Genomic DNA, 26,279 nt, shown 5'->3' with positions numbered 1-26,279 from the left:
CAGGAGGAGACCGCCATGTCCACAGAAACCTGTGATGTCGTCGTCATCGGAGCAGGTCCCACAGGCCTGAGCGCGGCCCGCAGACTGCGGGCCTCCGGCAAGGACGTCATCATCCTCGAAGCACGCGACCGAGTCGGCGGACGCACCTGGACAGACCACATCGACGGGCAGATGTACGAACTCGGTGGTCAGTGGATCTCACCGGACCAGACGGCTCTGCTCGCCCTCGTCGACGAACTCGGCAAAGAGACCTACCCGCGGTACCGCGACGGCGACAGCGTCTACATCGCCCCGGACGGGACACGCACCGTCTACAGCGGCGATATGTTCCCGGTGGGGGAGTCGACGCAGGCGGAGATGGAACGTCTCATCGGACTCCTCGACGACCTCGCCGCACGGATCGGCCCGCAGGCTCCCTGGGATGCCGACGACGCCGCCGAACTCGACTCGATCTCCTTCCACCATTGGCTGCGCGATCAGTCCGATGACGAACTTGCCTGCGAAAACATCGGACTCTTCGTCGCCGGCGGCATGCTCACGAAGCCGGCCACAACCTTCTCCGCACTCCAAGCGGTGCTCATGGCCGCCTCGGCGGGATCCTTCTCCAATCTCGTCGACGACCACTTCATCCTCGACCGACGCGTCGTCGGCGGCATGCAGTCCGTCTCGGAGCAGATGGCCGAGGAACTCGGTGCAGATGTGGTGCGGCTGCAGCAGCCGGTGCGACGGATCGAATGGTCCGAGAACACAGTGCGCGTGTCCACCGACGAGATGAGCGTGAGCGCCGCACACGCGATCCTCGCCGTGCCGCCGAACCTCTATTCGCGGATCAGCTACGATCCGCCGCTGCCGCGCCTGCAGCAGATCTTCCACCAGCACCAGTCCATGGGCCTGGTCATCAAGGTCCACGCCACCTACGACACCCCGTTCTGGCGTGACGAAGGACTGTGCGGGACCGGATTCGGCGCCTCCCGACTCGTCCAGGAGGTCTACGACAATACGAACCACGGCGAAGAGCAGGGAACCCTCGTCGGCTTCATCTCCGATGTCAACGCCGATGCCATGTGGGCGCTCGACGAGGAGACCAGGCGCACCCGCATCCTTGAGGCCCTCGCCGAATTCCTCGGCCCGAAGGCTAAGGACCCGCGCGTGTTCTACCTCTCCGACTTCGGTGCAGAGGAATGGACCCGCGGTGCCTATGCGACGAGCTACGACCTCGGCGGACTCCACCGCTGGGGTCGGTTCCAGAACGATCCGGTCGGTCCGCTCCACTTCGCCAGCTCCGATATCGCCGCCGAGGGCTATCAGCACGTCGACGGGGCAGTGAGGATCGGCACCGCGACCGCCGAGGCCATCCTCGACGAGACCTCCTGACCGATGAGCACACCAGAGTCGTCACCGTCGACGGATTCGAGCGGACTGAGTTCGAAGGGACTGTCCGCCGGGAAGATCGGTGCCATCGGCGGAGCCGTCATCGGCATCTCCTGCATCGCCCCGGCCTATACACTGACCTCCGGACTGGGTCCGACGATCTCCGAAGTCGGCGTCCACACCCCGGCGGTGCTGCTCATCGGCTTCGTGCCGATGCTCCTTGTCGTCTTCGGCTATCGGGAGCTCAACACAGCGATGCCCGATTCGGGCACCACCTTCACCTGGGCCACCCGCGCCTTCGGACCCTGGCTGGGGTGGATGGGCGGTTGGGGCCTCGTCGCCGCCACCGTGCTCGTGCTCTCGAACCTCGCCGCAGTCGCCGTCGATTTCCTCTTCCTCCTGCTGTCCCAGGTCTTCAGCGACCCGCAGATCGCCGAGCTCACCCGGGTGCTGTGGATCAACATCCCCGTGACGATCGTGCTCACGGCCGCCGCGGCGTGGGTGTCCTACCGCGGAGTCGAAGCCACAGAGAAGCTGCAGGTGTGGCTCGTGGCGTTCCAGGTGCTCGCACTCGGGTGGTTCGTCATCGCCTCTCTGGTCCATGTCTCAAACGGCACGGCCTTCGACCCGACTCCGGTGTCCCTCGATTGGTTCAATCCGCTCTCCGCCGGTGACTTCTCCACCGTCGCCGCGGCCGTGTCCCTGTCGATCTTCCTGTTCTGGGGCTGGGACACAGTGATCACGATGAACGAAGAGGCGAAGGACCCGGAGAAGACCCCGGGACGTGCCGCCATGCTCACGATCATCGCGATCGTCATCATCTACCTGGCCTGCACCATCGCGGTCATCTCCTTCGCCGGCATCGGCACCGAAGGCCTTGGTGCAGGCAACCCGGACAATCAGGAATCGATCTTCGCGTCCCTGGCCGGACCTGTGATGGGACCCTTCGCGGTGCTCGTCTCGATCGCCGTGCTCTCGTCCTCCCTGTCCTCGCTGCAGGCCACGATGGTCTCACCCTCGCGCACGATCCTCGCGATGGGCCACTACGGTGCGCTGCCGGAGAGATACGGTCGCGTCTCTCCCCGGTACAAGTCGCCGTCGACGGCCACAGTCACCTCGGCGGGAGCGGCGATCATCTTCTACGTCGTCATGCGGCTGCTGTCGGAGAACGCCCTGTGGGACACGATCACGGCACTGGGACTCATGGTCTGCTTCTACTACGGGATCACCGGCCTGGCCTGCATCTGGTACTTCCGACGCAGCCTCTTCACCTCGGCGCGCACCGTGTTCTTCCGGTTCCTGTTCCCACTCGTCGGCGGCGTGACCCTGCTCGTCATCTTCGTCACCACGGCCATCGACTCACTCGATCCCGACTACGGTTCGGGATCCTCGGTCTTCGGCATCGGACTCGTCTTCGTCCTCGGGATCGGGGTGCTCCTCCTCGGCGTCGTCATCATGATCATCCAATCGTTCCGACATCCTGACTTCTTCCGCGGACGGACTCTGCGCCAAGGGGTCGACGCAGGGTGAACGAGCAGCTCGTGGCGCTGCGGCGGGTCCGCGACCGCATCGACCGCGAGTTCGACCGTCCCCTGAGCGTCGAAGCCCTGGCCGCCGGGGAGCACATCTCGGCAGGTCATCTCAGCCGCCGGTTCAAAGCCGCGTACGGCGAATCCCCGTACTCCTACCTCATGACCCGCCGGATCGAACGCGCCATGGCGCTCATCCGGCGCGGCGACCTGTCGATCACCGATATCTGCTTCACCGTCGGATTCTCCTCACTGGGCACCTTCAGCACCCGATTCAGCGAACTCGTCGGCCTCTCACCGAGGCAGCACCGCGATGGCGTCGCAGCCGGTGAACATCAGCTGCCGACGATCGTGGTCAAGAACGCGCTGAGACCGGTCAGGAATCGAGAAGTCCCGCGGGGCTGAGCAGTCTACGATTGCTCACATGGACATCACGATCAACGCCAGTTTCCTCCCACACCTCGACGCAGACGAATCCCTCCACTTCTACCGCGACGTGCTCGACTTCGAACTGCGCCTCGACGTCGGCTCCGGCCGCATGCGCTGGCTGACGGTCGGGCCGAAGAACCAGCCGGACACCTCGATCGTGCTCACCCCGCCCGTGACCGATCCGACGATCAGCGAGGCCGAACGCGCAACCATCGAAGCGCTCATGGCCAAGGGCAGCTTCGCGGCCATCGTGCTCGCCAGCCCCGACGTCGACGCGGTCTTCGCCAAGGTCGAAGCCAAGGGTGCCGATATCGTGCAGGAGCCGATGGACCAGCCCTATGGTCTGCGCGACTGCGCTCTGCGCGATCCTGCCGGAAACATGATCCGCATCCAGCAGAGAGGCTGAGCCCGCGTGCACACAGCCGACAGTCATGACCTCATCCGCGTTCGCGGAGCCCGCGAGAACACGCTGAAGAACGTCTCCGTCGACATTCCCAAACGCCGGCTCACGGTCTTCACCGGAGTCTCCAAATCGGGGAAGAGCTCCCTCGTCTTCCACACCATCGCCGCGGAGTCCCAGCGGATGATCAACGAAACCTATTCTGCCTTCGTCCAAGGTTTCATGCCCGCCATGGCCCGCCCCGAAGTCGACGTGCTCGAGGGACTGACGACGGCCATCCTCGTCGATCAGGAGCGGATCGGGGCGAATCCGCGCTCAACCGTGGGCACGGTCTCGGACATCAACGCGAAGCTGCGCACACTCTTCTCCCGGTTGTCCGAACCGAATCTCGGATCGACGAACGCCTATTCGTTCAACGTCGCCACCGTCAGCGGCAAGGGTGCGGTGACGATCGACAAAGGTGAGGGCAAGCAGGTCGAGCGCCGCTCGTTCTCCGTCAACGGCGGAATGTGCCCGCACTGCGAAGGCATGGGCACAGCCACGGACATCGCCATCGCCGAGGTGGTCGATGAGTCGAAATCCCTCGACGAGGGAGCCATCACGATCCCCGGATACAAACCCGGCGGTTGGTCGGTGCGGATGTTCTCCGAGTCCGGGTTCTTCGACCCGGAGAAGCCCATCGCCGACTACGACGAGAGAGAACGCCACTACCTGCTTCACGCCGAGGGCGAGAAGGTGAACATCAACGGCACGAACATCACCTTCGACGGACTCATCCCGCGCATCCGACGGTCGTTCCTGTCCAAGGACCGCGACGCCATGCAGAAGCACATCCGCGAATTCGTCGACCGCGCCGTCGTGTTCACTGTCTGCCCCGAATGCGACGGCACCCGACTGAACTCCGCGGCCCGCTCGTCGAAGCTGGCGGGGAAGTCGATCGCCGATGTCTGCTCCATGCAGATCTCGGACATCACCGCATGGATCGACGACATCGACGCCGGTGCCGCCTCGGCGCTGCTCGATTCGCTGCGCGCAGATGTGCGGGCCTTCGTCGACATCGGACTCGGCTATCTCTCGCTCGAACGTTCGGCCGGATCGCTGTCCGGGGGAGAAGCACAGCGGATCAAGCTCGTCCGCCACCTCGGATCCTCGCTGACCGATGTCACCTACGTCTTCGACGAACCGACGATCGGACTGCATCCGCACGACATCCAGGCGATGAACGAGCTGCTGCTGGCTCTGCGCGACAAAGGCAACACCGTCCTCGTCGTCGAACACAAACCCGAGACCATCCTCATCGCCGATCACATCGTCGACCTCGGCCCCGGAGCAGGCAGGGCCGGGGGAGAGGTGACCTTTGCGGGTACCGTCGACGGTCTGCGGAAGTCCGAGACGTTCACCGGTCGCCACCTCGGCTACACCGCCGAACTCAAGGACGCGGTGCGCACGCCCACCGGAGCACTCGAGATCAGGGGAGCGGCATCGCACAATCTCCATGACGTCGACGTCGATGTTCCGCTCGGAGTCCTCACCGTGATCACCGGCGTCGCCGGTTCGGGCAAGAGCAGCCTCGTCGAGGGCTCGCTGAGACACCGGGACGGTGCCGTGATGATCGATCAGGCACCGATCAGGGGATCGCGGCGCAGCAATCCCGCGACATACACGGGAATGCTCGAACCCATCCGGAAGGCCTTCGCGAAGGCCAACGGGGTCAAGCCGGCCCTGTTCAGTGCGAACTCCGAAGGGGCGTGCCCGGTGTGCAACGGCGCCGGCATCATCTATTCGGACATGGCGTTCATGGGCGGAGTCTCCGCTCCCTGCGACGAATGTGAGGGCAAGGGCTTCCAAGCCGAAGTGCTCGAATACCGGCTCGGCGGGCTGAATATCCGTGAGGTCCTCGACCTGTCCGTGACCGCGGCGCTTGATCATTTCGGCGCAGGGGAGTCGCGCATTCCCGCGGTCGTGAAGATCCTGAAGAACCTCGCCGAGGTGGGGCTCGGGTACGTCAGTCTCGGGCAGCCGCTGACAACTCTGTCCGGGGGAGAGAGACAGCGGCTCAAACTCGCCGTGCACTTGTCGGCGAAGGCCGCCGACACCGCGCAGGTGATCATCCTCGATGAGCCGACGACGGGACTGCATTTGGCCGATGTCGAGAATCTGCTGCGTCTGCTCGACGGACTCGTCGACGGCGGACGCACCGTCATCGTCATCGAACATCACCAAGCGGTCATGGCCCATGCCGATCACATCATCGACCTGGGCCCGGGTGCCGGGCATGACGGCGGACGCATCGTCTTCGCGGGCAGTCCTGAACAGCTCGTCGCCGGTGCGTCCAGTGGCGAGCCGAGTCTCACTGCACGGCATCTGGCGGCTTATGTAGGCGTCTGAGACTCCACACAGATGCCCGCGGATCCAGGGGAGTCGCGGTCTGTGTCGGCATGTGTGCGCTCGGGGAGGCGCGCGTCACTCAGGTGCTGTTCAGCCACTGCGGAGTCGATTCGGATGCTGAATCTGTGCTCTCAGGTTCACACTGCTCGGTTCTTTCGTTACGGTGTATAACGACTCGGTAACGGCCGAGTTACAGAACCGAAATGCAGTCGTACTTTGGAGAAGACACAGTGAACCTCTACAGCACAAGCCTCCGCAAGGTTGCCCTGCTCGTCGGTGCCGGCGCCGTTGCAGCGGCCGGACTCACCGGAATGAGCGCAGGCCAGCCGGCGCAGGCATCTGAGAAGGGCGTCTGGGACAAGGTCGCCGAATGCGAATCCGGCGGTGACTGGCAAATCAACACCGGCAACGGATACTACGGCGGACTGCAGTTCTCCAAGCAGACCTGGAACGGCTTCGGCGGTTCGGGCACCGCGGACCAGCACAGCAAGCAGGAGCAGATCCGCATTGCTCAGAAGGTCCTCAAGGAGCAGGGTCCAGGCGCATGGCCGGTCTGCAGTGAGAAGGCCGGGCTGACGAAGTCCAATGGCGCCGCTGATGACGGTGGCGGTAAGAAGGACGATGGCGGCAAGAAGGACGACGGCGACAGCGGCAAGGTCGGCCTCGGCGGAAACGTCACCGTCGGCGGCTGATCCCATCCGCTGAACAGCTCATCCGATCCGTCGAGCCTTGCGCTCGACCGATCGACTCGATGGCCGCGAACGACAGTTGTGTCGTTCGCGGCCATCGTCGTCTGTGCGGCTTTCGTGATCATCGGTGAACGTTTGACGCATCGTCGGCAGACGAGAACCGGTGAGGAGCGTTGCGCTTTCACGGTCCGGATGTAATGGTGAATCCATGACGATGAGGCGCGAGGGACCGTTCTGGGACGTTGTCCGCGGTGAGGCCGAGCCGCCTGCTGCAGCGAAGACTCTGGGATGGGAGCTGGTCGAGGTCGATCCTCAGAGTTCGACCATCACGGTTGCATTCATGGCCGGTGAGTCATTTCTGAATCCTGCGGGTACGGTCCAGGGAGGATTCCTTGCAGCCATGTTGGACGACACGCTTGGCCCGGCGCTCGTTGCGACTTTGGAGCCCGCACAGTTCGCACCGACAGCCGATCTGCACATCCAGTTTCTCCGACCTGCGCGGCCCGGAAGGCTCACCGGCCATGGTCGCGTGGTCCGTCGTGGCAGAGACATTGCTTTCCTTGCGGGCGAGCTCGTTGATGACGATGGCAATACCGTGGCGACCGCGGCAGCGACGAGTGTCATCCGGAAGTTGTGACAGCCCCTTTCGCCTCACACGCATAGCGCCGATAATATACATTATGTTAAGTACAGACCAGAAGGCCGCTCCCCGAACCCCTGCATCTCGAGTCCACGGATAGTGTGGACGATGATGGACTGACGACAGAGTGACAGGAGCCGACATGGCACAGAAGCAACCGGCGATGCGGCCGACCGGCGAAGACGTGTCGGATGTCCTCGATCGCGCCCAAGGGCCTCGACGCGCCGAGGCTGAACAGCTCACGGCGATGCTTGCAGAGATCTCCAGCGAGGACCCCGTCGTCTGGGCTTCGCGGATCATCGGCTTCGGCAAAGTCGAGTATCGCTACGATTCCGGACACAGTGGAATCATGCCGGTGCTCGCGTACTCCCCCGCCGCCCGTCAGCACACGCTGTACCTCACGGGTGATTTCGAAGATCGCTGGTCCGACCTCTCCCAGCGCATCGGCAAGTACCGCAGCGGCACATCGTGCCTCTATCTCACTCGTCTGACGAACGTCGACGAGTCGGTTCTCCGCGAGCTGCTCGAGCGCACCCGCGATCACACCCTGGCCGAATGGCCGGACTGATAGCATGTACTGAACAGTAACTCAGCTCACATTCAGGAGTGATCCATGGCCGCAGGCACCACCGCCGTACAGACCGCCGAGTCTGCATCCACCTTCAAGCTTTGGAAGAAGATGCAGGAGATGCCTCTGGGTGGCCGCGTGGGTTCCTGGCTGTTCTCTCAGGCCATCTGTTTCAAGGCACCCTACTTCCGCACTGTGCGCCCGCAGATCAAGGAGCTGCACCCCGGGCTGTGCCGCGTCACTGCACCTAACCGCCGCGGAATGCACAACCATATCGGCACCTACCACGCGATCGCGTCGTGCAATATGGCCGAAGTCGCTGCTGGTGTCATGACGGAAGCGACTGTGCCGCCCACTCACCGCTGGATCCCAGCGGGAATGACTGTGGAATACAACGCCAAGGCCAGCAAGGGGGAAATCACGGCCGTCACCCGCCTTGACGAGATTCCCGAGTTCGGCGATGAGAAATTCGACTTAGTCGTCCCCGTCGATGTCCTCGACGCGAATGGCATCGCCTTCGTCACCGCGCGCATCACCATGTACATCTCGCCGAAGAAGCGCTGAGGCGCCTAGGCGCGAGCCAGTCACCGACCTCAGCCGGTTACTGACACCAACCAGTCACCGGCCCGACAACAGCAGCACGCGCTGAGCGTGCGAGGTGCTCTTGCCGCTCAGGCGCGGCGCCTTGTAGCCGCCCTCCGATCCCAGAGCGATGATGAGCTCGCCGAGTTCGGTTGAGATGAACTCGGCGAGGGTGTCGTCGATCGGCCAGTCGTGGCCGGTGCCGCGAGCGAGATCTGCAGCATGGAGCGCGAGCTCGAGGATGCGCATCTGCACAAGCTGCGTGCCGGGTATCTCACCGATCCTGTGCGCCACCGGACGATCCAAGTCGCTCTCCCCTGCCGCATCTCTGAACGTCAGCTCCGGGGCCCAGAAGGCCTTGAGCAGATCATCGCCGAGATGGTTCCGGCTGCGAGTGGCTTCGACCTCGGCGGTGTCGGCCTGCCGCAGCAGCAGCGTGTAGCGGACTCCCCCGCCGATGAGATGATTGATCAGCTCGGCGTTCGTCCATCCCTCTGCGCCGCTGCGCCTGGTGAGATCTGCCTCGGCGACTCGCTCCAGCGCAGTGACCCAACAGGCCTCCGCGCGATCGAGACCGCAGGCCATGATCGAATCCATTGCACTCACTTCCTCTGTGACGAGTGTGCTCTGTGACGAGTGGCTGTCCCTGCTCAGCATAGACGGCGTTGTGCGGCAGCACCCTGCGCCCGGCAGGTGGACTTCAGCCGAATCGATGGCGCTCATCAATTCTGTCGGTCCCGACAGTTGAGAACTTCTCACCGAACTCTGGTGCCTGACCGTTTGGTCAGGTTATGTTTCAAATAGCACACGATGTTGGTATACCAAAGAGGGTTGCCCGCAGTGCGTTCCTGAAACTCAACGAAGAAGTGAGGAGCTGACCATGCACATGGCCAGCGGTTCGGCTGACTACATCGGCCTCGCGAATGCCCCGATTCTCTGGATACTGGCCATGGCGGTGATGGGAGTCGTCGTCGTCCAGTCCCTGATCTATATGACCGCGGTGAGGAAGAACGCCGAATCCGCTGGGATGAGCCAACAGGAGGTGAGATCGGCCTTTCGCGCCGGCGGTGTCGCCGCAATCGGCCCGTCGCTGTCGGTGGTGCTCGTGGCGATCGCGCTGCTGCCGCTGTTCGGCACTCCCCCGGTCATCGTCCGTGTCGGGCTCATCGGGTCCGCCGCCACCGAGGTGGCATCGGCCTCTCTCGCAGCGGGGACCATGGGGGCGAACCTCGGTGATGAGACCTTCACCAAGGGCGTCTTCATCGTCGCACTCATGGCGATGAGCCTGTCGGGAGCCGGCTGGATGATCTCCACCCTCATCCTCACCCCCATCTTCAAGCGCAGCTCCCACAAGCTCGAGAAGGTCAACCCCGCGCTCATGTCGATCATCCCCGGAGCGGCGCTGCTGGCAGCCTTCGCAGCCCTGACCTTCCGGGAGATCCCGAAGTCGCCGACCCACGTCATCGCCGTGATCGTCTCCGCCGTCGTGATGAGCATCTGCCTCCTGCTGGCCAAGGTTCTCAAAGCGCCCTGGCTGAAGGAATGGGGTCTGGGCATCTCCCTGCTCATCGGCCTCGTCGCCGCCTACTTCGCCCACTACGCCGGTCTCGGCCTGCCCGAAGCCTGAGGAGTCCACACATGTCTTCGATCATCACTTCGCCTTCGCACGCGGCCTTCGAACGGACCACGACCCGCTGGGGCTCGATCACGCTGTTCATCGGCTTCCTCATCGCCACCTCGGTGCCGTTCTATCTGCTCTTCGTCGCTGACGCCGACGTCGACCTCGGTGAGATCCTCACCGGATTCCTCGCAGTCTTCGCCGTCTACGGGGTCTTCTACATCGTCGAACCGCTCACCTACTTCCCCATCCTCGGTCCCGCCGGCATGTACCAGGCATTCATGATCGGCAACGTGGCCAACAAGCTCCTGCCTTCGGCCATCGTCGCGCAGGACACGATCGGCGCGAAGCCCGGCACCCGCAAGGGCGAGTACGCGGCGACCATGGCCATCTGCGGTGCCGCGATCATCCACGTGGCCTCGATGGTCATCTTCGTCGGCCTGTTCGGCACCTGGCTCGTCGCCCTCATTCCCGAACCGGTCACCCTGGTGGCCAAGCTCTACATCCTTCCGGCCATCCTCGGCGGCGTGACGGTGCAGCTCATCGCCTCCCTCCGGCAGGTCAAATCGACTCTCATCGCCCTCGGAATGGCGGCACTGATCATCCTCGTCCTCATTCCGCTGGTGCCGGTGCTCGCCCCCGGCGACGTCGCCATCGTCGTCTTCCTCACCATCCTCATCACGTGGTTCACCCGCAACAAAGAGGTCACGGACAAGAGGACCGGCGGCGATACCGTGGGCATCAACTGAGAACCGCCCCTCGACCACCGAAGACGCAACCGCCCAGACCTGCCAAGATGGCAGAAGACCAGCTGAGAAAGGACACCATGTCACTCGACCCCGCACTCCGCGAAGCCCTCACCGGCGACCTCGCCCAGATCGTCGCGGACTACAAGGACTTCCACCGCACCCCCGAGCTGTCGATGCAGGAGACCCGCACCGCAGCCGAGATCGACTCCCGACTCACAGCACTGGGACTGACCACCCACAGCTTCGGCGGCACGGGAATCGTGGCCGTGATCGACAACGGCGACGGACCCGTCGTCGGCTACCGCGCGGACATCGACGGCCTGCCGATCGTCGAGGACACCGGCCTCGACTATGCCTCCACCGCAAAAGGAACCCTGCCCGACGGCGCGACGACGCAGGTCATGCACGGCTGCGGCCATGACACGCACATCACCGTGGGGCTCTACCTCGCCAAATACCTCGTCGAGCACACAGACCTGTGGTCGGGAACCGTGGTCATGCTCTTCCAGCCCGGTGAGGAGACCGGCCAGGGTGCTCGCGCGATGCTCGACGACGGCCTGTGGGACAAGATCGTGCGCCCGGAGGTCATCTACGGCCAGCACGTGTGGCCCGGCCGCGCCGGACACGTCTACGTCAGCAAGGGCACCGCGATGGCGATGTCCGACTGCCTGCGCGTGACAGTGCGCGGAAAACAGGCGCACGGCTCGCAGCCGGAGAACGCGGTCGACCCGATCGTCCTCGGCGCCTACATGATCACCCGCCTGCAGTCGGTCGTCTCCCGGGAGATCTCGGGAAGCGACATGGCCGTCGTCACCGTCGGCACCTTCCACGGCGGGCTCAAAGAGAACATCATCCCCGATTCCGCGGAGTTCAAACTCAACATCCGCACCTTCACCGAGGAGGTCCGCGAAGTCGTCCTCGACCGGGTCCGCCGCATCATCGAAGCCGAGGCGATCGCGTCCGGGGCCCCGGAACCGGAGATCGAGGAGATGTACCGCTTCCCCCGCTGCTTCAACGATCCACAGGAGACCGCGGGGTTCATCGACACCGTCGGAGCTGAGCTCGGTGCCGAACAGGTCCATCTCGACAAGCCGGCCACCGGCAGCGAAGACGTCGGGGCCTTCGGCGACGATATCGGCGTTCCCTACGTGTACTGGTTCTTCGGCGGGTACTCCCCCGCGAAGTTCGACGGACCTGAGGCCCCGGCGGGCAACCACTCCCCCTTCTTCGCCCCCGACGATGTCGAGACAACACTGGAGACCGGTGTCCGCGCGGCGCTGTCTGCGGTGCTCGGCAAGGTCGGACGGTGAGACGATGAGTGAGGAATCACTGTGGTGGTCGACCAGGGAGCTGGCCGGGCGAATCTCCGCCAAGGAGATCTCGGCACGCGAAGCCCTGCAGGCACACCTCGATCGCATCGACGAGGTCAACCCGATCCTCAATGCGGTCGTCACCCGAGACGATGAGGCCGCCTTCGCCCAAGCGGAGACGGCGGATGCGGCTGCGGCACGCGGGGAGCGCCTCGGCGCCCTGCACGGGGTCCCGATGACCCACAAGGACACCCATGACACGGCGGGGATGCGCACCACCTGGGGCTCACCCCTGATGGCCGATCGCGTACCGGAGACCGACGCGCTCATCATCGCCCGCCTCAAGCAGGCGGGCATCACGACGACGGGCAAGACGAATGTGCCGGAGTTCGCTGCGGGCTCTCACACCTTCAACCCGGTCTTCGGGACCACCGTGAATCCCTATGATCCGACGAAGTCCGCCTCCGGATCCTCCGGCGGGGTGGGCGCGGTGCTGGCCGCCGGGGTCCAGGCCTCCGGCGACGGCTCGGATATGGGCGGTTCACTGCGCTCCCCTGCTTCGTTCAACAACGTCGTGGGGCTGCGGCCGAGCAACGGCCGCATCCCTCACAGTTCTCCGGGCAATCCGTATGCGTGGCTGTCACAGAGCGGCTTCATGGCCCGCTCAGTCTCCGATGTCGCTCTCCTCATGTCCGTGGCTTCCGGACCCGATCCGCTGGGCCCCCAGTCGCATCCGGAACCCGGCAGCGTATTCGACCTCCCGGAGTTCGCCCTCGACGCCCAGCACTCCCCCGACCTCACCGGGCTGAGGGTCGGGTTCTCCCCTGACCTGGGTGGGATGTTCCCGGTCGCCGAGGAGGTCGCCCGCATCGTCACCGACACCGCAGCCGTCTTCGCCGACCTCGGTGCGCATGTCGATGACGCTGTCCCGGACCTCCGCGACGCCGACGAGGTCTTCGGGGTCCGCCGTGCGCTGGACTTCGTCGGATCCTGGGGCGGACTCTACGAATCCGATCCCGACCGGATCAAGGCCTCGGTCCGGTGGAACATCGACCTGGGCCTGGCCCTCACCGGTGCGGAGGTCGCCTCGGCCGAGGCGGCCCGGGCACGCCTGCACCGCGAAGTTCAGCGGTACTTCGCCGGCCACGACGTGCTCGTCCTCACCACCGCCCAGGTGCTGCCCTTCGATGCGACCATCGAATATCCGACCGAGATCAACGGGGTGCAGCTGGAGAACTACCTCGACTGGATGCGGTCGCTGTGCCTCATCTCCGCCACGGGGTGCCCAGCGATCTCCGTTCCCGCAGGATTCTCGGAAACGGGACTGCCCGTGGGCGTGCAGATCGTCGCCAGACCCGGAGCCGATGTGAAGCTGCTGCAGGTCGCCCATGACTTCGAAGCGGCCACGGGACACCACGGCCTGCACCCGCAGCTGTGATGGAGAAATGTGATGGAGAAAGTGGAGAGGTTTGGCAAACCTGCACAGTGTTTGCCGAGCCTTTCCACACTGGAACGGTTCTAGAAAAGGTGTCACTATATTCTTAACGCAGGCGGAATCGATCCGTCTGAGAATCGCAAAGGAGTAACAGATGCACCTGAGCCCCGCTATGCAGAAGGTCCTCAACGAGCAGGTCACCCTCGAACTCGAAGCCTCGCTGGTCTACCTGCAGCTGTCGATCCAGCTCGACGATCTCGACCTCCCCGGAATGACCCGCTGGATGCGCGCCCAGTCCGAGGAAGAGCAGGTTCACGCCGCCAAGTTCACTCAGCACTGCCTCGACCGCGGTTTCGCTCCTCAGATCGGCGATATCGCCGCTCCGAAGGTCTCCGGCTCGCAGCCGATCGACTTCTTCAAGGCTGCTCTGGCTCATGAGGAGAAGGTCTCCGAGTCCATCCGCAGCCTCTACCGCACTGCACAGGACGAAGCCGACCTCGATGTCCTGCCGCTGCTGCACTGGTTCATCGACGAGCAGGTCGAGGAGGAGTCGAGCATCTCCGAGATCATCGGCCGCCTCGAACGCGTCGGCGAGGACGGAGCCGGCGTGCTGCGCATCGATTCCGAACTCGGTTCGCGCCACCCCGACATCACCGCCGACAGCGAGTGACCTGCTCACACGCTTGACCGAGCCCAGCGCGTGAAGTGCGCCGAGACTCACAGCTGCGAAGGGCGGCCGACTCCCCAGGGAGGCGGCCGCCCTTCGTCGTCCGCGCACGAACTCTCAGGCGAGGACCGACTGGGCGATGAGGAGGACGAACGGCAGCGTGAGCAGCATGATGACGGTCTGTCCTGCGATGAGGGCGGCCATGAGCTTCGCATCCCCGCCGAGCTGCCGGGCCATGACATAGCCCGAACTGGCAGTCGCGATCGACTGGAAGACCATTCCCACGAGCGCCGGCACGCTGGGAACCGCGAACTGCGCCAGAGCCGCCAGTGACAGGCCCGGCAGCACGAGAAGCTTGATCACCGTCGAAGTGATGATCGCCCGCGCATGATCACGCATCTCGACCATCCGCAGACCCGCACCTACGCACAGGAGTCCGATCGGAAGCGAAGCCGCGGCCAGCGGGTCGAGGACCGTGGCGGCCACGGCAGGCAGACCCAATCCGCTGACGTTCGCCACCGCACCGACCACACAGCCGAGCACCAGTGGATTCGTCACGATCGCCCGCAGCAGGGCCACCAGCGAACTCGGGCCGGTGCGCAGGAACTCGAAGCCGAGGCTCGAGATGATGTTCACCGTCGGGACGAGAATCGCCGCGACGATCGCCGCCACCGCCGTGCCCTCGGCACCGAACAGGCTGCCGGCCAATGACAGCCCGACATACGTGTTGAAGCGGATCCCGCCCTGGAGCACCGAGGTGAAGGCGGGCAGATCACGAGCGACGACTCGCCGCGCGAGCACGATGCCCACGGACACGATCACTGTGGGGATGACGAGCGCCGCTGCCAAGCGGGCGATCGGCACATGGGCCACGTCCACCTCGGCGACGGAGGTGAAGAGGAGAACGGGAAGGAGGCAGTAGTACGCGAGCTTCTCCGCCCCGGCCCAGAATTCGTCGCTGCCGAACCCGGGCAGACGTCTGAGCCCGAGACCGAGGGCGATGAGCACCGTGACGGGGAAGAGGGCGAGAAGCACCGGAACCAGACTCACAGAACTGAGAGTTTCATGAGTTCGGAATCATTTCAAAGTTGAGTGTGTTTGACTCAATAGAGCAACCCAAAGAAAGGAAGCACATGGCTACTCGATTCGATCCCATCCGCGACCTCGACCGTTTCTTCTCCGAGGTCACTCGCACCCCGAACTCCACCACCCTGCCCATGGATCTCTACCGCGACGGTGAGGTCTTCATCGCCCGCATCGACATGCCCGGCGTCGACCCCAGCAGCATCGACGTCGACGTCGAAGACCGCACCCTCACGGTTCGCGCCCGTCGCGAATCCGAGGTCGCGGACAAGGACGTGAAGTGGCTGACCCGTGAACGCACCAACGGCACTTACGCCCGCCAGCTCACGCTCGGCAATCGCGTCGCCCTCGACCGGATCCGCGCCGACTACAGTGACGGCGTGCTCAGCCTGACGATCCCCGTCGCCGAGGAGGCCCGCCCCCGGAAGATCACCGTGTCGCACACCTCGCCCGCAGGCAGTGCCCCGGTCGTCGAATCCACATCGACCGAAGGCTCCGCAGCCGAGGATTCCCTGAGCTGACCGACCGGTCAGATCCGTTCGCGGGCCCGCACCCATTCCAGGGTGCGGGCCCGCTGTCTCGTCACTTCAGTTCGAGGAGATAGGCCAGGCACATGTACGGCACGTCGACCGTGCCGGTCACCGGGTGTTCGTCGCGGAGATAGCCGCGCAGATTCGATTCCACCCGCGACCGTGTCGCCTCATTCGATCGCAGCCAGTAGGACCGTGTGCGAGCGAGGTCGACGATGCCGTCGACATCGAGAGCGGTGGTGAACTCGACGAGGCGGTCGCCGACGAGTTCGAGCCCTGCACCCGGCTCCGGTCGGTACTGCGGACGATAGACGTCACCGGCGTGCATGATCCGGCTGAGACGCAGCACCCAGTCGATGCGCACGTCGAGCTGATTGATGAGGATGAGCAGCCTGCCGCCGGGGGCCAGGATGCGGGCGATCTCGGCCGCCGCAGCCGCCTCGTCGAACCAATGCCAGGCCTGTGCGACGATGACGAGGTCGACGCTGTCGGACTCCAGGCCCGTATCTTCGGCCGTGCCGACCCGGCTGGGTGCCGGATTGCGTTCGAGCGCCGCGGTGTCGGGATCGACGGCGATGACATCGGCACCGCGGGAGAGCAGCTGCCGGCTGAGGATTCCCGTGCCTGCACCGAGATCGCAGACCCGCAGTGCCTCCCAGCCGTCGGAACGGTCGGTCAGGGCGAGGTCGACGGCGGAATCGGGATAGCCCGGGCGGACTTCATCGTAGACCTCGGCCTGAGCACCGAAACCGCGCCCATGCGCGGCCCGAGCCCGTGGTCGCACCATCTGTATCCGCCTCTCCCCTGGTCGGGTGCCCGAATGCGGTCGGCTACTCGACAGTCGCTGTCGGAGCCGCCGCAGAATGTCCGTGTCGATGTCGAAGACAACTCTATCCTCCCCGGATGCTGTCCTCGCCGGGTTCTCGTGTCGCTGTTCTCTGTTGGCTGTCGCTGTTGTCGCTTGTCAGCGCAAGGGTGATCGCGCACCGATCGACGTGGGGTCGTTAGGATGGAGGCATCGGCCCGATCCCAGCTCGAAGGAGCCACCATGTCCTCATTGTCCGATCTCCAGTCACGCCTGGACGAGGCGTCCGCCGCGTACGAGGAATTCGCGTCCCGTGGCCTCAAGCTCGACATCACCCGCGGCAAGCCCGCACCGGCTCAGCTCGACCTCGCAGCCGATCTGCTCACCACCGTCTCCGGTGACGATGTGTTCACTCCCAGCGGGGTGGACACCCGCAACTACGGAGGTGCAGAGGGGCTCATCGAACTGCGTGAGATCTTCGCTCCGCTGCTCAAGGTCCCGGCCGCACAGCTGTTGGCCGGTGGCAACGCTTCGCTGACGTTCATGACCCAGGCCCTGACATTCGCTCTGCTGCACGGCACCGCCGTCGACGACCGACCCTGGGGGCTGGGACCGCATAAGCTGCTGTGTCCTGTTCCCGGCTACGACCGCCACTTCACCCTGGCCGAATCGCTCGGCTTCGAACTGCTGTCCATTCCCATGGACGATGAGGGTCCGGACGTCGCCGCCGCCCAGCGCCTGGCAGAAGACCCCGCGGTCAAGGGCATGTGGATCGTGCCGATGTATTCGAACCCCACCGGAATCACCATCACGGACAGACGCGCCCGCGAACTGGCGCAGATGCCCGCCGCAGCACCCGATTTCACTCTGCTGTGGGACAACGCGTATGCGCTGCACCATCTGCGTGAGGACCATCCGGATAACCTCGACATCCTCAGCCTGTGCGCCGAGGCCGGTCATCCGGAACGTGCATGGATCTTCGCGTCGACGTCGAAGGTCACCCATGCGGGAGCCGGAGTCTCGTTCTTCGCGGGCGGACCGGCGACCGTCGATTGGATGACGGCGAACCTGGGCAAGGTCTCGATCGGTCCGGACAAGATCAACCAGCTGCGTCATCTCCGCTTCTTCACCGATTCCGCAGGCGTCGAGGCGCATATGCGCAAACATGCTGAGATCATCGCTCCGAAGTTCGACGCCGTGCTCACCGCCTTGGACGAAGGGCTGGGGTCAGACGATCTGGCGTCGTGGACATCGCCCGAGGGCGGCTACTTCATCACGCTGACGACGATGGACGGCATCGCCGATCGCGTGGTCAAGCTCGCCGCCGAGGCGGGAGTGAAGCTGACACCGGCCGGGGCCACCCACCCCTATGGATTGGATCCGAACAACAGCATCATCCGCATCGCTCCCACGATGCCGACGCTCGACGAGGTCGAGCTCGCCGCCCAGGGCCTCGTCGCCTGCGTACGGCTGGCGAGCTTCGAGAAGCTCATGGCCGGCTGAGTTCCGGCGACGGTCCAGGGGCCGATCGCTTCACACCCTGGACTCCGCCGAAGCGGAAGGGCCCGCTGCGAACCATCAGGTTCGCAGCGGCCCCTTCATCGTTGTGCGTGCGTTGTCGGCCGTATCGGCTCAGTACTCGTAGAAGCCGCGCCCGGACTTCACTCCGAGCAGCCCGGCGTCGACCATCCGTGAGAGCAGGATCGGCGGTTTGGTCGCCGGGTCACCGGTCTCTTCGTACATGCTCTGTGCCGCGTACAGGCACGTGTCGAGACCGACGAGGTCAGTGAGCTTGATCGGACCCATCGGATGGGCGCAGCCGCCGACCATGCCGGCATCGATGTCTTCCTTCGTGGCGAATCCGGATTCGAGCATCCGGATGGCGCTGCACAGGTACGGGATGAGCAGAGCATTGACGATGAAGCCGGGACGGTCATCGGCTTGGACCGGGTTCTTACCCAGCACATCGGAGACGAACGACGTCACGGTGTCGCGGACATCCTCGGCGGTGAGCACCGAAGACACGATCTCGACCAGCGGCTGGACGGGTGCCGGATTGAAGAAGTGCACCCCGAGCACACGTTCGGGACGCTGTGTCGACTGTGCGAAGCGGATGATCGGCATCGACGACGTGTTCGAAGCGAGGATCGCCTCCGGATCGGTGACGACTTCATCGAGCTCGGCGAAGATCGACTTCTTGATCTCTTCGTTCTCACTGGCCGCCTCGATGACGAGCTGACGATCGGCGAGATCGGCGATGTTCGTGGTGAACCGCAGACGGCCAAGGGCTTCATCGCGGGCCTTCTCGTCGAGCTTGCCCTTCTCCACGGCCTTGGACAGGGACTTCTCGATCCGTGCCTTCCCGGCCGCGGATGCCTCGTCGTTGATCTCACGGACGATCACGTCGAGTCCGGACTTCGCGAGCACCTCGGCGATTCCGGCTCCCATGAGTCCGCTGCCGATGACTGCTGTGCGTTGGATATTCACTGGCGTCTCCTTCGTTGTGCAAGGCTGCTGATCGTGCCCGAACTCATCGAGTCCGGGCACGAAGTCAGTCAGGAATTTCGGTTGAGGAACCACTCTGCCGACCGGATCGCCTTCATCGCCTCTCGGCGGCGCTCGGTGGGCAGAGTCTGGACATAGACCTGTCCATCGAGGTGCGCGACCTCGTGTTGGAGCATCTGCGCGAATACCTCGGTGCCTTCGATCTCGACCGGACGGTTCTGCGCATCCACCCCGCGCACTCTGGCGAATTCGTAGCGCGGGGTCGGGAAGAAGAGTCCGGGGACCGAGAGGCAGCCCTCTTCGATATCGCGCAGCGCTCCCCCGACCTCGACGATCTCAGGGTTGATGACGTAACCGGTGCGTCCGTCGAGGTCGTAGCCGAAGGCTCTCAGCCCGACCCCGATCTGCGGGGCCGCGACCGCGGCACGGCCTTCCGGCCGTGCCGTGTCGACGAGATCGATGGCGAGGGCTTCGACATGCGCGTCGAAGACCGACACCGGTTCGCAGCGGCTGCGGAGCACCGGATCGCCCCACAGCCGGATATCACGCTCAGGCATCGATCACCACGACAAGATCGCCGCCTTCGAGCTGCTGCACGTCGGCAATGGCCACGCGGGAGACGGTGCCGGCGGTCTGCGTCGTGATCGTGGCTTCCATCTTCATCGCCTCGATCGTTGCGACGGTGTCTCCGGCGGCGACCTGGTCGCCTTCGTGGACCTGCATGGTCACGACGCCGGCAAAGGGGCTGCCGACGTGTCCGCGGTTGTTCGGGTCGGCCTTCTCTGCGGCCTTGACCTCGCTCTCAACGGACCGGTCGCGGACCTGCAGCGGACGCAGCTGTCCGTTGAGGGTGAACATGACTGAACGCATACCGCGTTCGTCGGTGCCGCCGATGGCCTGAACGCCGATGAGCAGGTTCTTGCCCTTCGACAGTTCGACCGCGTGTTCCTCTCCTGCGGTGAGGCCGTAGAGGTATTCGGAGGTCTCGACCACGGACAGATCACCGTAGTTCGAACGCATCGACTGGAATTCCTTCGTCGGTCCGGGGAACAGGAGCTCGTTGAGCTTGTCCTTGCGTTCCCGGCCGGGCGCCTCCAGCGCGGCGGCGTCCTCGGGCTCAAGGTGCTCGACCAGCGGCTTCGGCGAGCGACTGGCCAGCGCCTTCGTCCGGAAGGGTTCGGGCCAACCGCCCGGAGGGTCACCGAGGTCGCCGTTGAGGAATCCGATGACCGAATCCGGGATGTCGAACTTGTCCGGGTTCTCCGCGAATTCTTCGGGAGAGACTCCGGCACCGACGAGGTGGAGGGCGAGGTCGCCGACGACCTTCGACGACGGGGTGACCTTGACGAGGTGGCCGAGGATCGAGTCGGCTGCCGCGTACATATGCTCGATGTCCTCGAACCGCTCCCCCAGGCCCAGTGCCACGGCCTGCTGGCGCAGGTTGGACAGCTGCCCGCCGGGGATCTCGTGCCGGTACACACGACCGGTGGGTCCGGCGAGGCCGGATTCGAAGGGTGCGTAGAGTTTGCGCACGGATTCCCAGTAGGGTTCGAGGTCGCTCACGGCGTCGAGGCTGATGCCCGTATCGCGTTCGGTGTTCTCGAAGGCGGCCACGAGTGCGGACAGGCTGGGCTGGCTGGTCGTGCCGGCCATGGCCGCCGAAGCGGCATCGACGGCGTCGGCACCGGCAGCTGCCGCCGCGTACAGCGTGGCGAGCTGACCGCCCGCGGTGTCATGAGTGTGCACGTGGACGGGCAGGTCGAAGTTCTCCCGCAGAGCGGTCACGAGCTTCACCGTCGCCGCCGGTCGCAGCAGTCCGGCCATGTCCTTGATCGCGAGCACATGGGCTCCGGCATCGACGATCTGCTCGGCCAGACGCAGGTAGTAGTCGAGGGTGTAGAGCTCTTCACGCGGGTCGAGGATGTCCGAGGTGTAGCAGAGGGCCACCTCGGCGAGCGAGGAATTCGTCGCCCGCACGGCTTCGATCGCCGGGCGCATCTGTTCGACGTCGTTGAGGGCATCGAAGATGCGGAAGATGTCGATGCCGGTGCGGGCGGCTTCGTCGACGAAGGCGTCGGTGACCTCGGTCGGGTACGGGGTGTAGCCGACGGTGTTGCGGCCGCGCAGCAGCATCTGCAGGTTGATGTTGGGCACCGCTGAGCGCAGCGATTCGAGGCGTTCCCACGGATCTTCGCCGAGGAACCGCAGCGCCACATCGTAGGTGGCTCCGCCCCACGCCTCGATGCTCAGCAGCTCGGGCGTCATCCGGGACACGTGCCCGGCCACAGCCAGCAGGTCGCGGGTGCGCACGCGGGTGGCCAGCAGAGACTGATGGGCATCGCGGAACGTCGTGTCGGTGACTGCCAGCGCGGTCTGCTCGCGCAGAGCGCGGGCGAAGCCCTCGGGACCGAGTTCGCCGAGGCGATCACGGCTGCCCGGTGCGGGAGTCGCCGACAGGTCGGTGTCGGGAAGCTTGTCACCTGGACGGATGCGCAGGCCCGGTTCGCCGTGCGGGCGGTTGACAGTGACATCGGCGAGGTAGTCGAGCAGCTTCGAGCCGCGGTCCGCACTGACGCGGGCGTCGAGCAGATGCGGACGCTCTTCGATGAACGAGGTGGACAGGTCACCGGCGACGAACGCGGGTTCGTCGAGGACGGCCTGGAGGAACCCGATGTTCGATGACACACCGCGGATGCGGAATTCCGCGAGGGCGCGCTTGGCACGGCCGACGGCCTGCGCGAAGTCGCGTCCGCGGCAGGAGAGCTTGACCAGCATCGAATCGAAGTGGGGGCTGACGGCAGCTCCGGCATGGACCGTGCCGCCGTCGAGGCGCACGCCCGCACCACCGGCGGACCGGTAGGCGGTGATCGTGCCGGTATCGGGGCGGAAGGAGTTCGCGGGATCCTCGGTGGTGATGCGGCACTGCAGGGCGGCACCCTTGATCCGCATATCCTCCTGGCGCAGGCCGACCTCCGCGAGGGACTCGCCGGCGGCGATGCGCATCTGCGAAGCGACGAGGTCGACGTCGGTGATCTCTTCGGTGACGGTGTGTTCGACCTGGATACGCGGATTCATCTCGATGAACACGTGCTTGCCGGCCCGTGGCCCATCGGTTTCGAGGAGGAACTCGACTGTGCCGGCGTTCTGGTAGCCGAGGGCCTTCGCGAACTTCAGGGCATCGGCGTGCAGCTCTGCGGCGATCGCGGGATCGAGGTTCGGCGCCGGTGCGATTTCGACGACCTTCTGGTGGCGGCGCTGGACCGAGCAGTCACGTTCGAACAGGTGGATCGCGTTCGAGTCATTGTCCGCGAGCACCTGCACCTCGATGTGGCGAGGACGCTGCACAGCCTGCTCGATGAACACCGTCGGATCGCCGAAGGCGCCTTCGGCTTCACGCATAGCCGCCTTCAGCGCTGCCTCGAGATCGGCTGCGGCAGCGACTCGGCGCATACCGCGACCGCCGCCGCCGGCGACCGCCTTGACGAAGAGCGGGTACTCCATCGATTCGGCATCGGCCAACAGCTGGGCGATGTCGGCCGAGGGCCGGGTCGAATCGAGCACGGGGATCCCGGCGTTGCGGGCAGCAGCCAGTGCCTGGACCTTGTTTCCGGCGAGTTCGAGCACATCGGCCTGCGGGCCGATGAAGGTGATTCCCGCCTCGGCGCAGGCGCGTGCCAGATCAGGATTCTCCGAGAGGAAGCCGTAGCCGGGGTAGATGGCGTCTGCGCCGCTCTCCTTGGCCACCCGCAGCATCTCTTCGACGCTGAGGTAGGCGCGGACGGGATGCCCTTCCTCACCGATCATGTAGGCCTCATCGGCCTTCATCCGGTGTTCGGAATTGCGATCCTCATAGGGGAAGACTGCGACTGTGGAGGCTCCGAGCTCATAGGCGGCACGAAACGCACGGACGGCGATCTCTCCGCGGTTGGCCACGAGAACTTTAGAGAACATAGGTGTCTCTCACTTCTGTATCGGCCGCACTGGGCGACTGGTCGACAAGCTGTCGGAAACATACTCTACTCAGTGACCTATGACACCTTTGCGGGTGGGGGTCGACTTTTGACTGGACCGGACGTCTCGGCGTGGTCGGCACGGCTCCATGGGTCCCGATACGTTACCGTAGGAGGGTGCTTGTCCTCAGTATCAGCAGCCTCAAAGGCGGAGTCGGTAAGACGTCCGTAACGCTCGGTCTGGCCTCGGCGGCCTACAACAGGGGAATTCCGACCTTGGTCGTCGACATGGATCCGCAAGCGGACTCGTCGACGGGTCTCGATGTGCCGACCTCGACGCGCGTCGACATCGCCGATGTTCTTGCTGCCCCGAAGTCCCAGAAGATCCTGTCCGAGGCCATCATCCCCTCGGGGTGGGTCGGAGACAGGCTCGGTCACCTCGACGTGATCTCCGGCTCTCCACGCGCCGCGGAGTTCGATCGTCCTTCCCTGTCGGAGCGATATCTTCGTCGCCTCGAGGATGCCCTGTCTCGGATCGCGAAGGGATATCGGCTCGTCCTCATCGATTGCCCACCGAGCCTCAACGGACTGACCCGGACGGCATGGACGGCGAGCAACCGCGTCGCCGTCGTCACCGAGCCGAGTCTGTTCTCGGTGGCCGCCGCTGATCGGGCATTGCGTGCCACGGATGAGCTGCGGCAGCGCGGAGCCAGTGATCTGCAGCCCCTCGGACTCGTCGTCAACCGTGTCCGGGCCGGTTCGACCGAGCACGACTACCGCATCCAGGAGATGCGTGAGATGTTCGGTCCCCTCGTCCTCAATCCGCCGCTGGCCGAGCGTGCGGTCATGCAGCAGGCACAGGGCTCGGCGCGCCCGATCCATTCCTGGCCGGGCAAACCCGCCGAGGAGGTCGCCGGCTCATTCGACGCTCTCCTCGAGCGAGCACTGCGTTCGGAGAACATCCGCGGCCGCCGCGGCGGCGAAGTGAAGCCGGCCCAGGCGAAGCCTGAGAAGAAGTAGCCTCTCCCCCAGCACGATTCTGCGACTGCCGCCCTGACCTTCGGTCCGGGCGGCAGTCTCGTCTGTGGTCAATACACCGAGGCCAGAGCGGCATGATTGCCGTTCCCCCTCGGTGGAGTGACCACAAACGGGCCGACTGAGACGCCATAGGTGCGACAAGCCGGTGTCGTGCACCCATTCCGGCTTATGATCCTCACCATCCATTTCGTGAATGACGAAGGCGGCCCGTCCTGTGGACGGACCGCCTCGGCGAATCGGTGAGACGGAATGCCCCTGGGTTCAGCCGCTCTTGCGGGCGGCGCGACGAGCCGCGAGCTCGTCCATTGCTTCGATCGCCGCATCGTCTTCGGGAATGCGTTCGCTCGGCAGCTCGGACAGCGTGCCTTCGACTTCGTTCCAGACTCGGCCGACAGCGATGCCGAACACGCCCTGACCACCCTGGAGGAGGTCGACGACCTCATCGGGCGAGGTGCATTCGAAGACGCTGGCGCCATCGGACATCAGCGTGATCTGAGAAAGGTCTTCGACGCCGCGGGAACGGAGATGCTCGACCGCTGTGCGGATGGACTGCAACCCAACACCGGTGTCGAGGAGTCGCTTGACGATCTTGAGGACGAGGATGTCGCGGAAGCTGTAGAGACGCTGACTTCCGGATCCGGTGGCATTGCGGATCGAGGGGGTCACCAGGTCGGTGCGCGCCCAGTAATCGAGACGACGATAGCTGATGCCGACGACCTTGCAGACGGTGGGACCGCGGTAGCCGGCCTCTTCGTCGAGAACAGGCAGATCATCATCGAACAGCAGGCCTTGCGCCGCTGACGGCATCGGCGTCATGTCGACGCTTTCGTGACTTGAGCGGTTCACACCGACTCCTCCTTAAAGTCCCTGGGGGAAGCGAAGGTCGCTTGGAAGGACCGAGAACATAGCCATTCTAGCTCTCTTCCCAGCGAACCTACAGTGGGATTCAACAACTCCAAGTTATTCTGCCGTGCCGGTCTGGACAAACACCCCAAGGTAACAATTTCTGCGTGTCGCCGTTACCGCAGTATTCGAACATGTCATCTGGCCGTCATTCGTCCCGACCAGGCGGGTCACTCAGCGCTGTCGGGGCGCCCTTCGGACCGGCCTTGCGCGTCGGACGACTCAGCGTCGGACTTCACGGAGTCGGAGTCGGGCTTCTTGGAATCCGACTTCTTGGCGTCCTTGGACTTCTTCGCCGGCTCTGCCTTCTTCGGCTTCGCGCTCGTGAGCAGCTTGGTCTTCACAGTCGAGGCGTAGGAATCGACGTACTCCTGTCCCGACAGCCGCATGATCTCGTACATGATCTCGTCAGTGACCGAACGCAGCAGGAAGCGGTCGGTGGGCAGGCCCGAGTACTTCGAGAAGTCCATGGGCGTGCCGAAGACGACGCCGACGCGGCGCGGCTTCGGTACGAGTCGACCTGCCGGCTGGAGTTTGTCAGTGCCGATGATGGCGACCGGGATGACCGGCGCACCCGACTCGAGGACGAGCCGAGCGATTCCGGTCCGCCCCCGATAGAGCTTGCCGTCAGGTGAGCGGGTCCCCTCCGGATAGATGCCCAAAGAGTTGCCTTCGCCCAGAACTTTCAGCCCCGATTCGAGTGAGGCCTGGGACCCCGAGCCGCCGCCGCGGTCCATGGGCAGCTGATTGTTGAGTTTGAAGAACCATCGGGTCACCGCGCCTTTGATTCCGCGCCCGGTGAAGTAGTCCTTCTTCGCCAGGTAGACGACAGGCCGAGGTGCGAGCAGCGGAACGAAGATCGAGTCCATGAAGTGGTTGTGGTTTCCCGCGATGATCGCCGGGCCCTCTGTCGGCAGATTGTCCAGGCCGCGCACCCAGGGACGGAACAGGATCCGCAGGATGGGTCCAGCGAGGACTCGCTTGAGAAACCAGTAGAACACGCGCACCCTTCCATGTACGACTCCTTGTCGTCCTCGGCAATCATATATCGATACGAACCGTGAACGACCATGCTCAGATCATCTCATCC

General features: G+C 64.6%; 25 protein-coding genes. 17 read left to right on the top strand and 8 right to left on the bottom strand.

The window, feature by feature from the left end; genetic code table 11:
• Positions 1-15: 15 nt before the first annotated feature.
• The 9 genes from L1F31_RS09415 (at position 16) to L1F31_RS09375 (ending at position 8,578) form a co-directional block, all read left to right on the top strand.
• Positions 16-1,374, top strand: a complete 1,359-nt coding sequence (locus tag L1F31_RS09415) for a flavin monoamine oxidase family protein (protein WP_265420365.1) — start codon at positions 16-18, stop codon at positions 1,372-1,374.
• Between the two features lie 3 nt (positions 1,375-1,377).
• Entirely contained in the window at positions 1,378-2,901 is a 1,524-nt protein-coding gene (locus L1F31_RS09410; RefSeq protein ID WP_265420364.1) for an APC family permease, read from the top strand.
• On the top strand, positions 2,898-3,305 hold the full coding sequence (locus L1F31_RS09405; protein WP_265420363.1) for a helix-turn-helix transcriptional regulator: 408 nt from the start codon (positions 2,898-2,900) through the stop codon (positions 3,303-3,305). Before L1F31_RS09410 ends, L1F31_RS09405 begins: the two co-directional genes overlap by 4 nt.
• A 19-nt stretch (positions 3,306-3,324) precedes the next feature.
• Positions 3,325-3,735 (top strand): VOC family protein, encoded by a 411-nt coding sequence (locus L1F31_RS09400; RefSeq protein WP_265420362.1) that lies wholly within the window; start codon positions 3,325-3,327, stop codon positions 3,733-3,735.
• 6 nt (positions 3,736-3,741) lie between these two features.
• Complete coding sequence (locus L1F31_RS09395; RefSeq protein WP_265420361.1) at positions 3,742-6,117, top strand: excinuclease ABC subunit UvrA; 2,376 nt, start codon at positions 3,742-3,744, stop codon at positions 6,115-6,117.
• A gap of 203 nt (positions 6,118-6,320) precedes the next feature.
• Positions 6,321-6,809 carry a transglycosylase family protein gene (locus tag L1F31_RS09390; protein ID WP_265420360.1) on the top strand — a complete coding sequence of 163 codons (489 nt, stop codon included), beginning with the start codon at positions 6,321-6,323 and terminating at the stop codon, positions 6,807-6,809.
• A 205-nt stretch (positions 6,810-7,014) separates the two neighbouring features.
• Positions 7,015-7,443, top strand: a complete 429-nt coding sequence (locus L1F31_RS09385; RefSeq protein ID WP_265420359.1) for a PaaI family thioesterase — start codon at positions 7,015-7,017, stop codon at positions 7,441-7,443.
• A 145-nt stretch (positions 7,444-7,588) separates the two neighbouring features.
• On the top strand, positions 7,589-8,014 hold the full coding sequence (locus L1F31_RS09380; RefSeq protein ID WP_265420358.1) for a DUF1801 domain-containing protein: 426 nt from the start codon (positions 7,589-7,591) through the stop codon (positions 8,012-8,014).
• Between the two features lie 45 nt (positions 8,015-8,059).
• Positions 8,060-8,578, top strand: a complete 519-nt coding sequence (locus L1F31_RS09375; RefSeq protein ID WP_265420357.1) for a hotdog fold domain-containing protein — start codon at positions 8,060-8,062, stop codon at positions 8,576-8,578.
• A gap of 54 nt (positions 8,579-8,632) precedes the next feature.
• On the opposite strand, the gene L1F31_RS09370 is transcribed toward L1F31_RS09375, so the two are convergent.
• Positions 8,633-9,193, bottom strand: a complete 561-nt coding sequence (locus L1F31_RS09370) for a maleylpyruvate isomerase N-terminal domain-containing protein (protein ID WP_265420356.1) — start codon at positions 9,191-9,193, stop codon at positions 8,633-8,635.
• A gap of 283 nt (positions 9,194-9,476) precedes the next feature.
• On the opposite strand from L1F31_RS09370, the gene L1F31_RS09365 reads away from it, so the two are divergent.
• The 5 genes from L1F31_RS09365 (at position 9,477) to L1F31_RS09345 (ending at position 14,378) form a co-directional block, all read left to right on the top strand.
• The gene (locus L1F31_RS09365; protein ID WP_265420355.1) at positions 9,477-10,223 is read left to right on the top strand and encodes a DUF5058 family protein; all 747 of its coding nucleotides are present in this window, start codon (positions 9,477-9,479) and stop codon (positions 10,221-10,223) included.
• Between the two features lie 11 nt (positions 10,224-10,234).
• Entirely contained in the window at positions 10,235-10,963 is a 729-nt protein-coding gene (locus L1F31_RS09360; protein WP_265420354.1) for a hypothetical protein, read from the top strand.
• Between the two features lie 77 nt (positions 10,964-11,040).
• On the top strand, positions 11,041-12,273 hold the full coding sequence (locus tag L1F31_RS09355) for an amidohydrolase (RefSeq protein ID WP_265420353.1): 1,233 nt from the start codon (positions 11,041-11,043) through the stop codon (positions 12,271-12,273).
• Positions 12,274-12,277: 4 nt separating this feature from the next.
• The gene (locus tag L1F31_RS09350; protein WP_265420352.1) at positions 12,278-13,711 is read left to right on the top strand and encodes an amidase; all 1,434 of its coding nucleotides are present in this window, start codon (positions 12,278-12,280) and stop codon (positions 13,709-13,711) included.
• A gap of 151 nt (positions 13,712-13,862) precedes the next feature.
• Complete coding sequence (locus tag L1F31_RS09345) at positions 13,863-14,378, top strand: ferritin (protein WP_265420351.1); 516 nt, start codon at positions 13,863-13,865, stop codon at positions 14,376-14,378.
• A gap of 114 nt (positions 14,379-14,492) precedes the next feature.
• Here the strand turns inward: L1F31_RS09345 and L1F31_RS09340 are convergent, their stop codons facing one another.
• Complete coding sequence (locus L1F31_RS09340) at positions 14,493-15,425, bottom strand: AEC family transporter (RefSeq protein ID WP_265420350.1); 933 nt, start codon at positions 15,423-15,425, stop codon at positions 14,493-14,495.
• 83 nt (positions 15,426-15,508) lie between these two features.
• Between L1F31_RS09340 and L1F31_RS09335 the strand changes: the two genes are divergently transcribed.
• Entirely contained in the window at positions 15,509-15,979 is a 471-nt protein-coding gene (locus L1F31_RS09335; protein ID WP_265420349.1) for an Hsp20/alpha crystallin family protein, read from the top strand.
• Positions 15,980-16,040: 61 nt separating this feature from the next.
• On the opposite strand, the gene L1F31_RS09330 is transcribed toward L1F31_RS09335, so the two are convergent.
• Positions 16,041-16,775 carry a class I SAM-dependent methyltransferase gene (locus L1F31_RS09330; protein ID WP_265420348.1) on the bottom strand — a complete coding sequence of 245 codons (735 nt, stop codon included), beginning with the start codon at positions 16,773-16,775 and terminating at the stop codon, positions 16,041-16,043.
• 261 nt (positions 16,776-17,036) lie between these two features.
• On the opposite strand from L1F31_RS09330, the gene L1F31_RS09325 reads away from it, so the two are divergent.
• Positions 17,037-18,296: an aspartate aminotransferase type Ic gene (locus L1F31_RS09325; RefSeq protein WP_265420347.1), complete on the top strand. Its 1,260-nt coding sequence runs from the start codon at positions 17,037-17,039 to the stop codon at positions 18,294-18,296.
• A gap of 129 nt (positions 18,297-18,425) precedes the next feature.
• Here L1F31_RS09325 and L1F31_RS09320 read toward each other — a convergent pair whose 3' ends face one another.
• The 3 genes from L1F31_RS09320 to L1F31_RS09310 form a co-directional block, all read right to left on the bottom strand.
• Complete coding sequence (locus tag L1F31_RS09320; RefSeq protein ID WP_265420346.1) at positions 18,426-19,280, bottom strand: 3-hydroxybutyryl-CoA dehydrogenase; 855 nt, start codon at positions 19,278-19,280, stop codon at positions 18,426-18,428.
• Between the two features lie 68 nt (positions 19,281-19,348).
• A complete protein-coding gene (locus L1F31_RS09315; protein WP_265420345.1) occupies positions 19,349-19,855 on the bottom strand; it encodes a peptide deformylase in 507 nt (168 codons plus the stop codon).
• Positions 19,848-23,249 (bottom strand): pyruvate carboxylase, encoded by a 3,402-nt coding sequence (locus tag L1F31_RS09310; RefSeq protein WP_265420344.1) that lies wholly within the window; start codon positions 23,247-23,249, stop codon positions 19,848-19,850. Before L1F31_RS09310 ends, L1F31_RS09315 begins: the two co-directional genes overlap by 8 nt.
• Before the next feature lie 176 nt (positions 23,250-23,425).
• On the opposite strand from L1F31_RS09310, the gene L1F31_RS09305 reads away from it, so the two are divergent.
• Complete coding sequence (locus L1F31_RS09305) at positions 23,426-24,268, top strand: ParA family protein (RefSeq protein ID WP_265420343.1); 843 nt, start codon at positions 23,426-23,428, stop codon at positions 24,266-24,268.
• Between the two features lie 279 nt (positions 24,269-24,547).
• Here L1F31_RS09305 and L1F31_RS09300 read toward each other — a convergent pair whose 3' ends face one another.
• Entirely contained in the window at positions 24,548-25,132 is a 585-nt protein-coding gene (locus L1F31_RS09300; protein ID WP_265420342.1) for a MerR family transcriptional regulator, read from the bottom strand.
• Between the two features lie 227 nt (positions 25,133-25,359).
• Positions 25,360-26,190 carry a lysophospholipid acyltransferase family protein gene (locus L1F31_RS09295; protein WP_265420341.1) on the bottom strand — a complete coding sequence of 277 codons (831 nt, stop codon included), beginning with the start codon at positions 26,188-26,190 and terminating at the stop codon, positions 25,360-25,362.
• Between the last annotated feature and the right edge of the window lie 89 nt (positions 26,191-26,279).

This window comes from Brevibacterium spongiae, from assembly GCF_026168515.1.
GTDB classification, from domain to species: Bacteria; Actinomycetota; Actinomycetes; order Actinomycetales; family Brevibacteriaceae; genus Brevibacterium; species Brevibacterium spongiae.
Note: the sequence above shows the minus strand (reverse complement) of the source record. Positions and strands in the feature narration are given on the sequence as shown.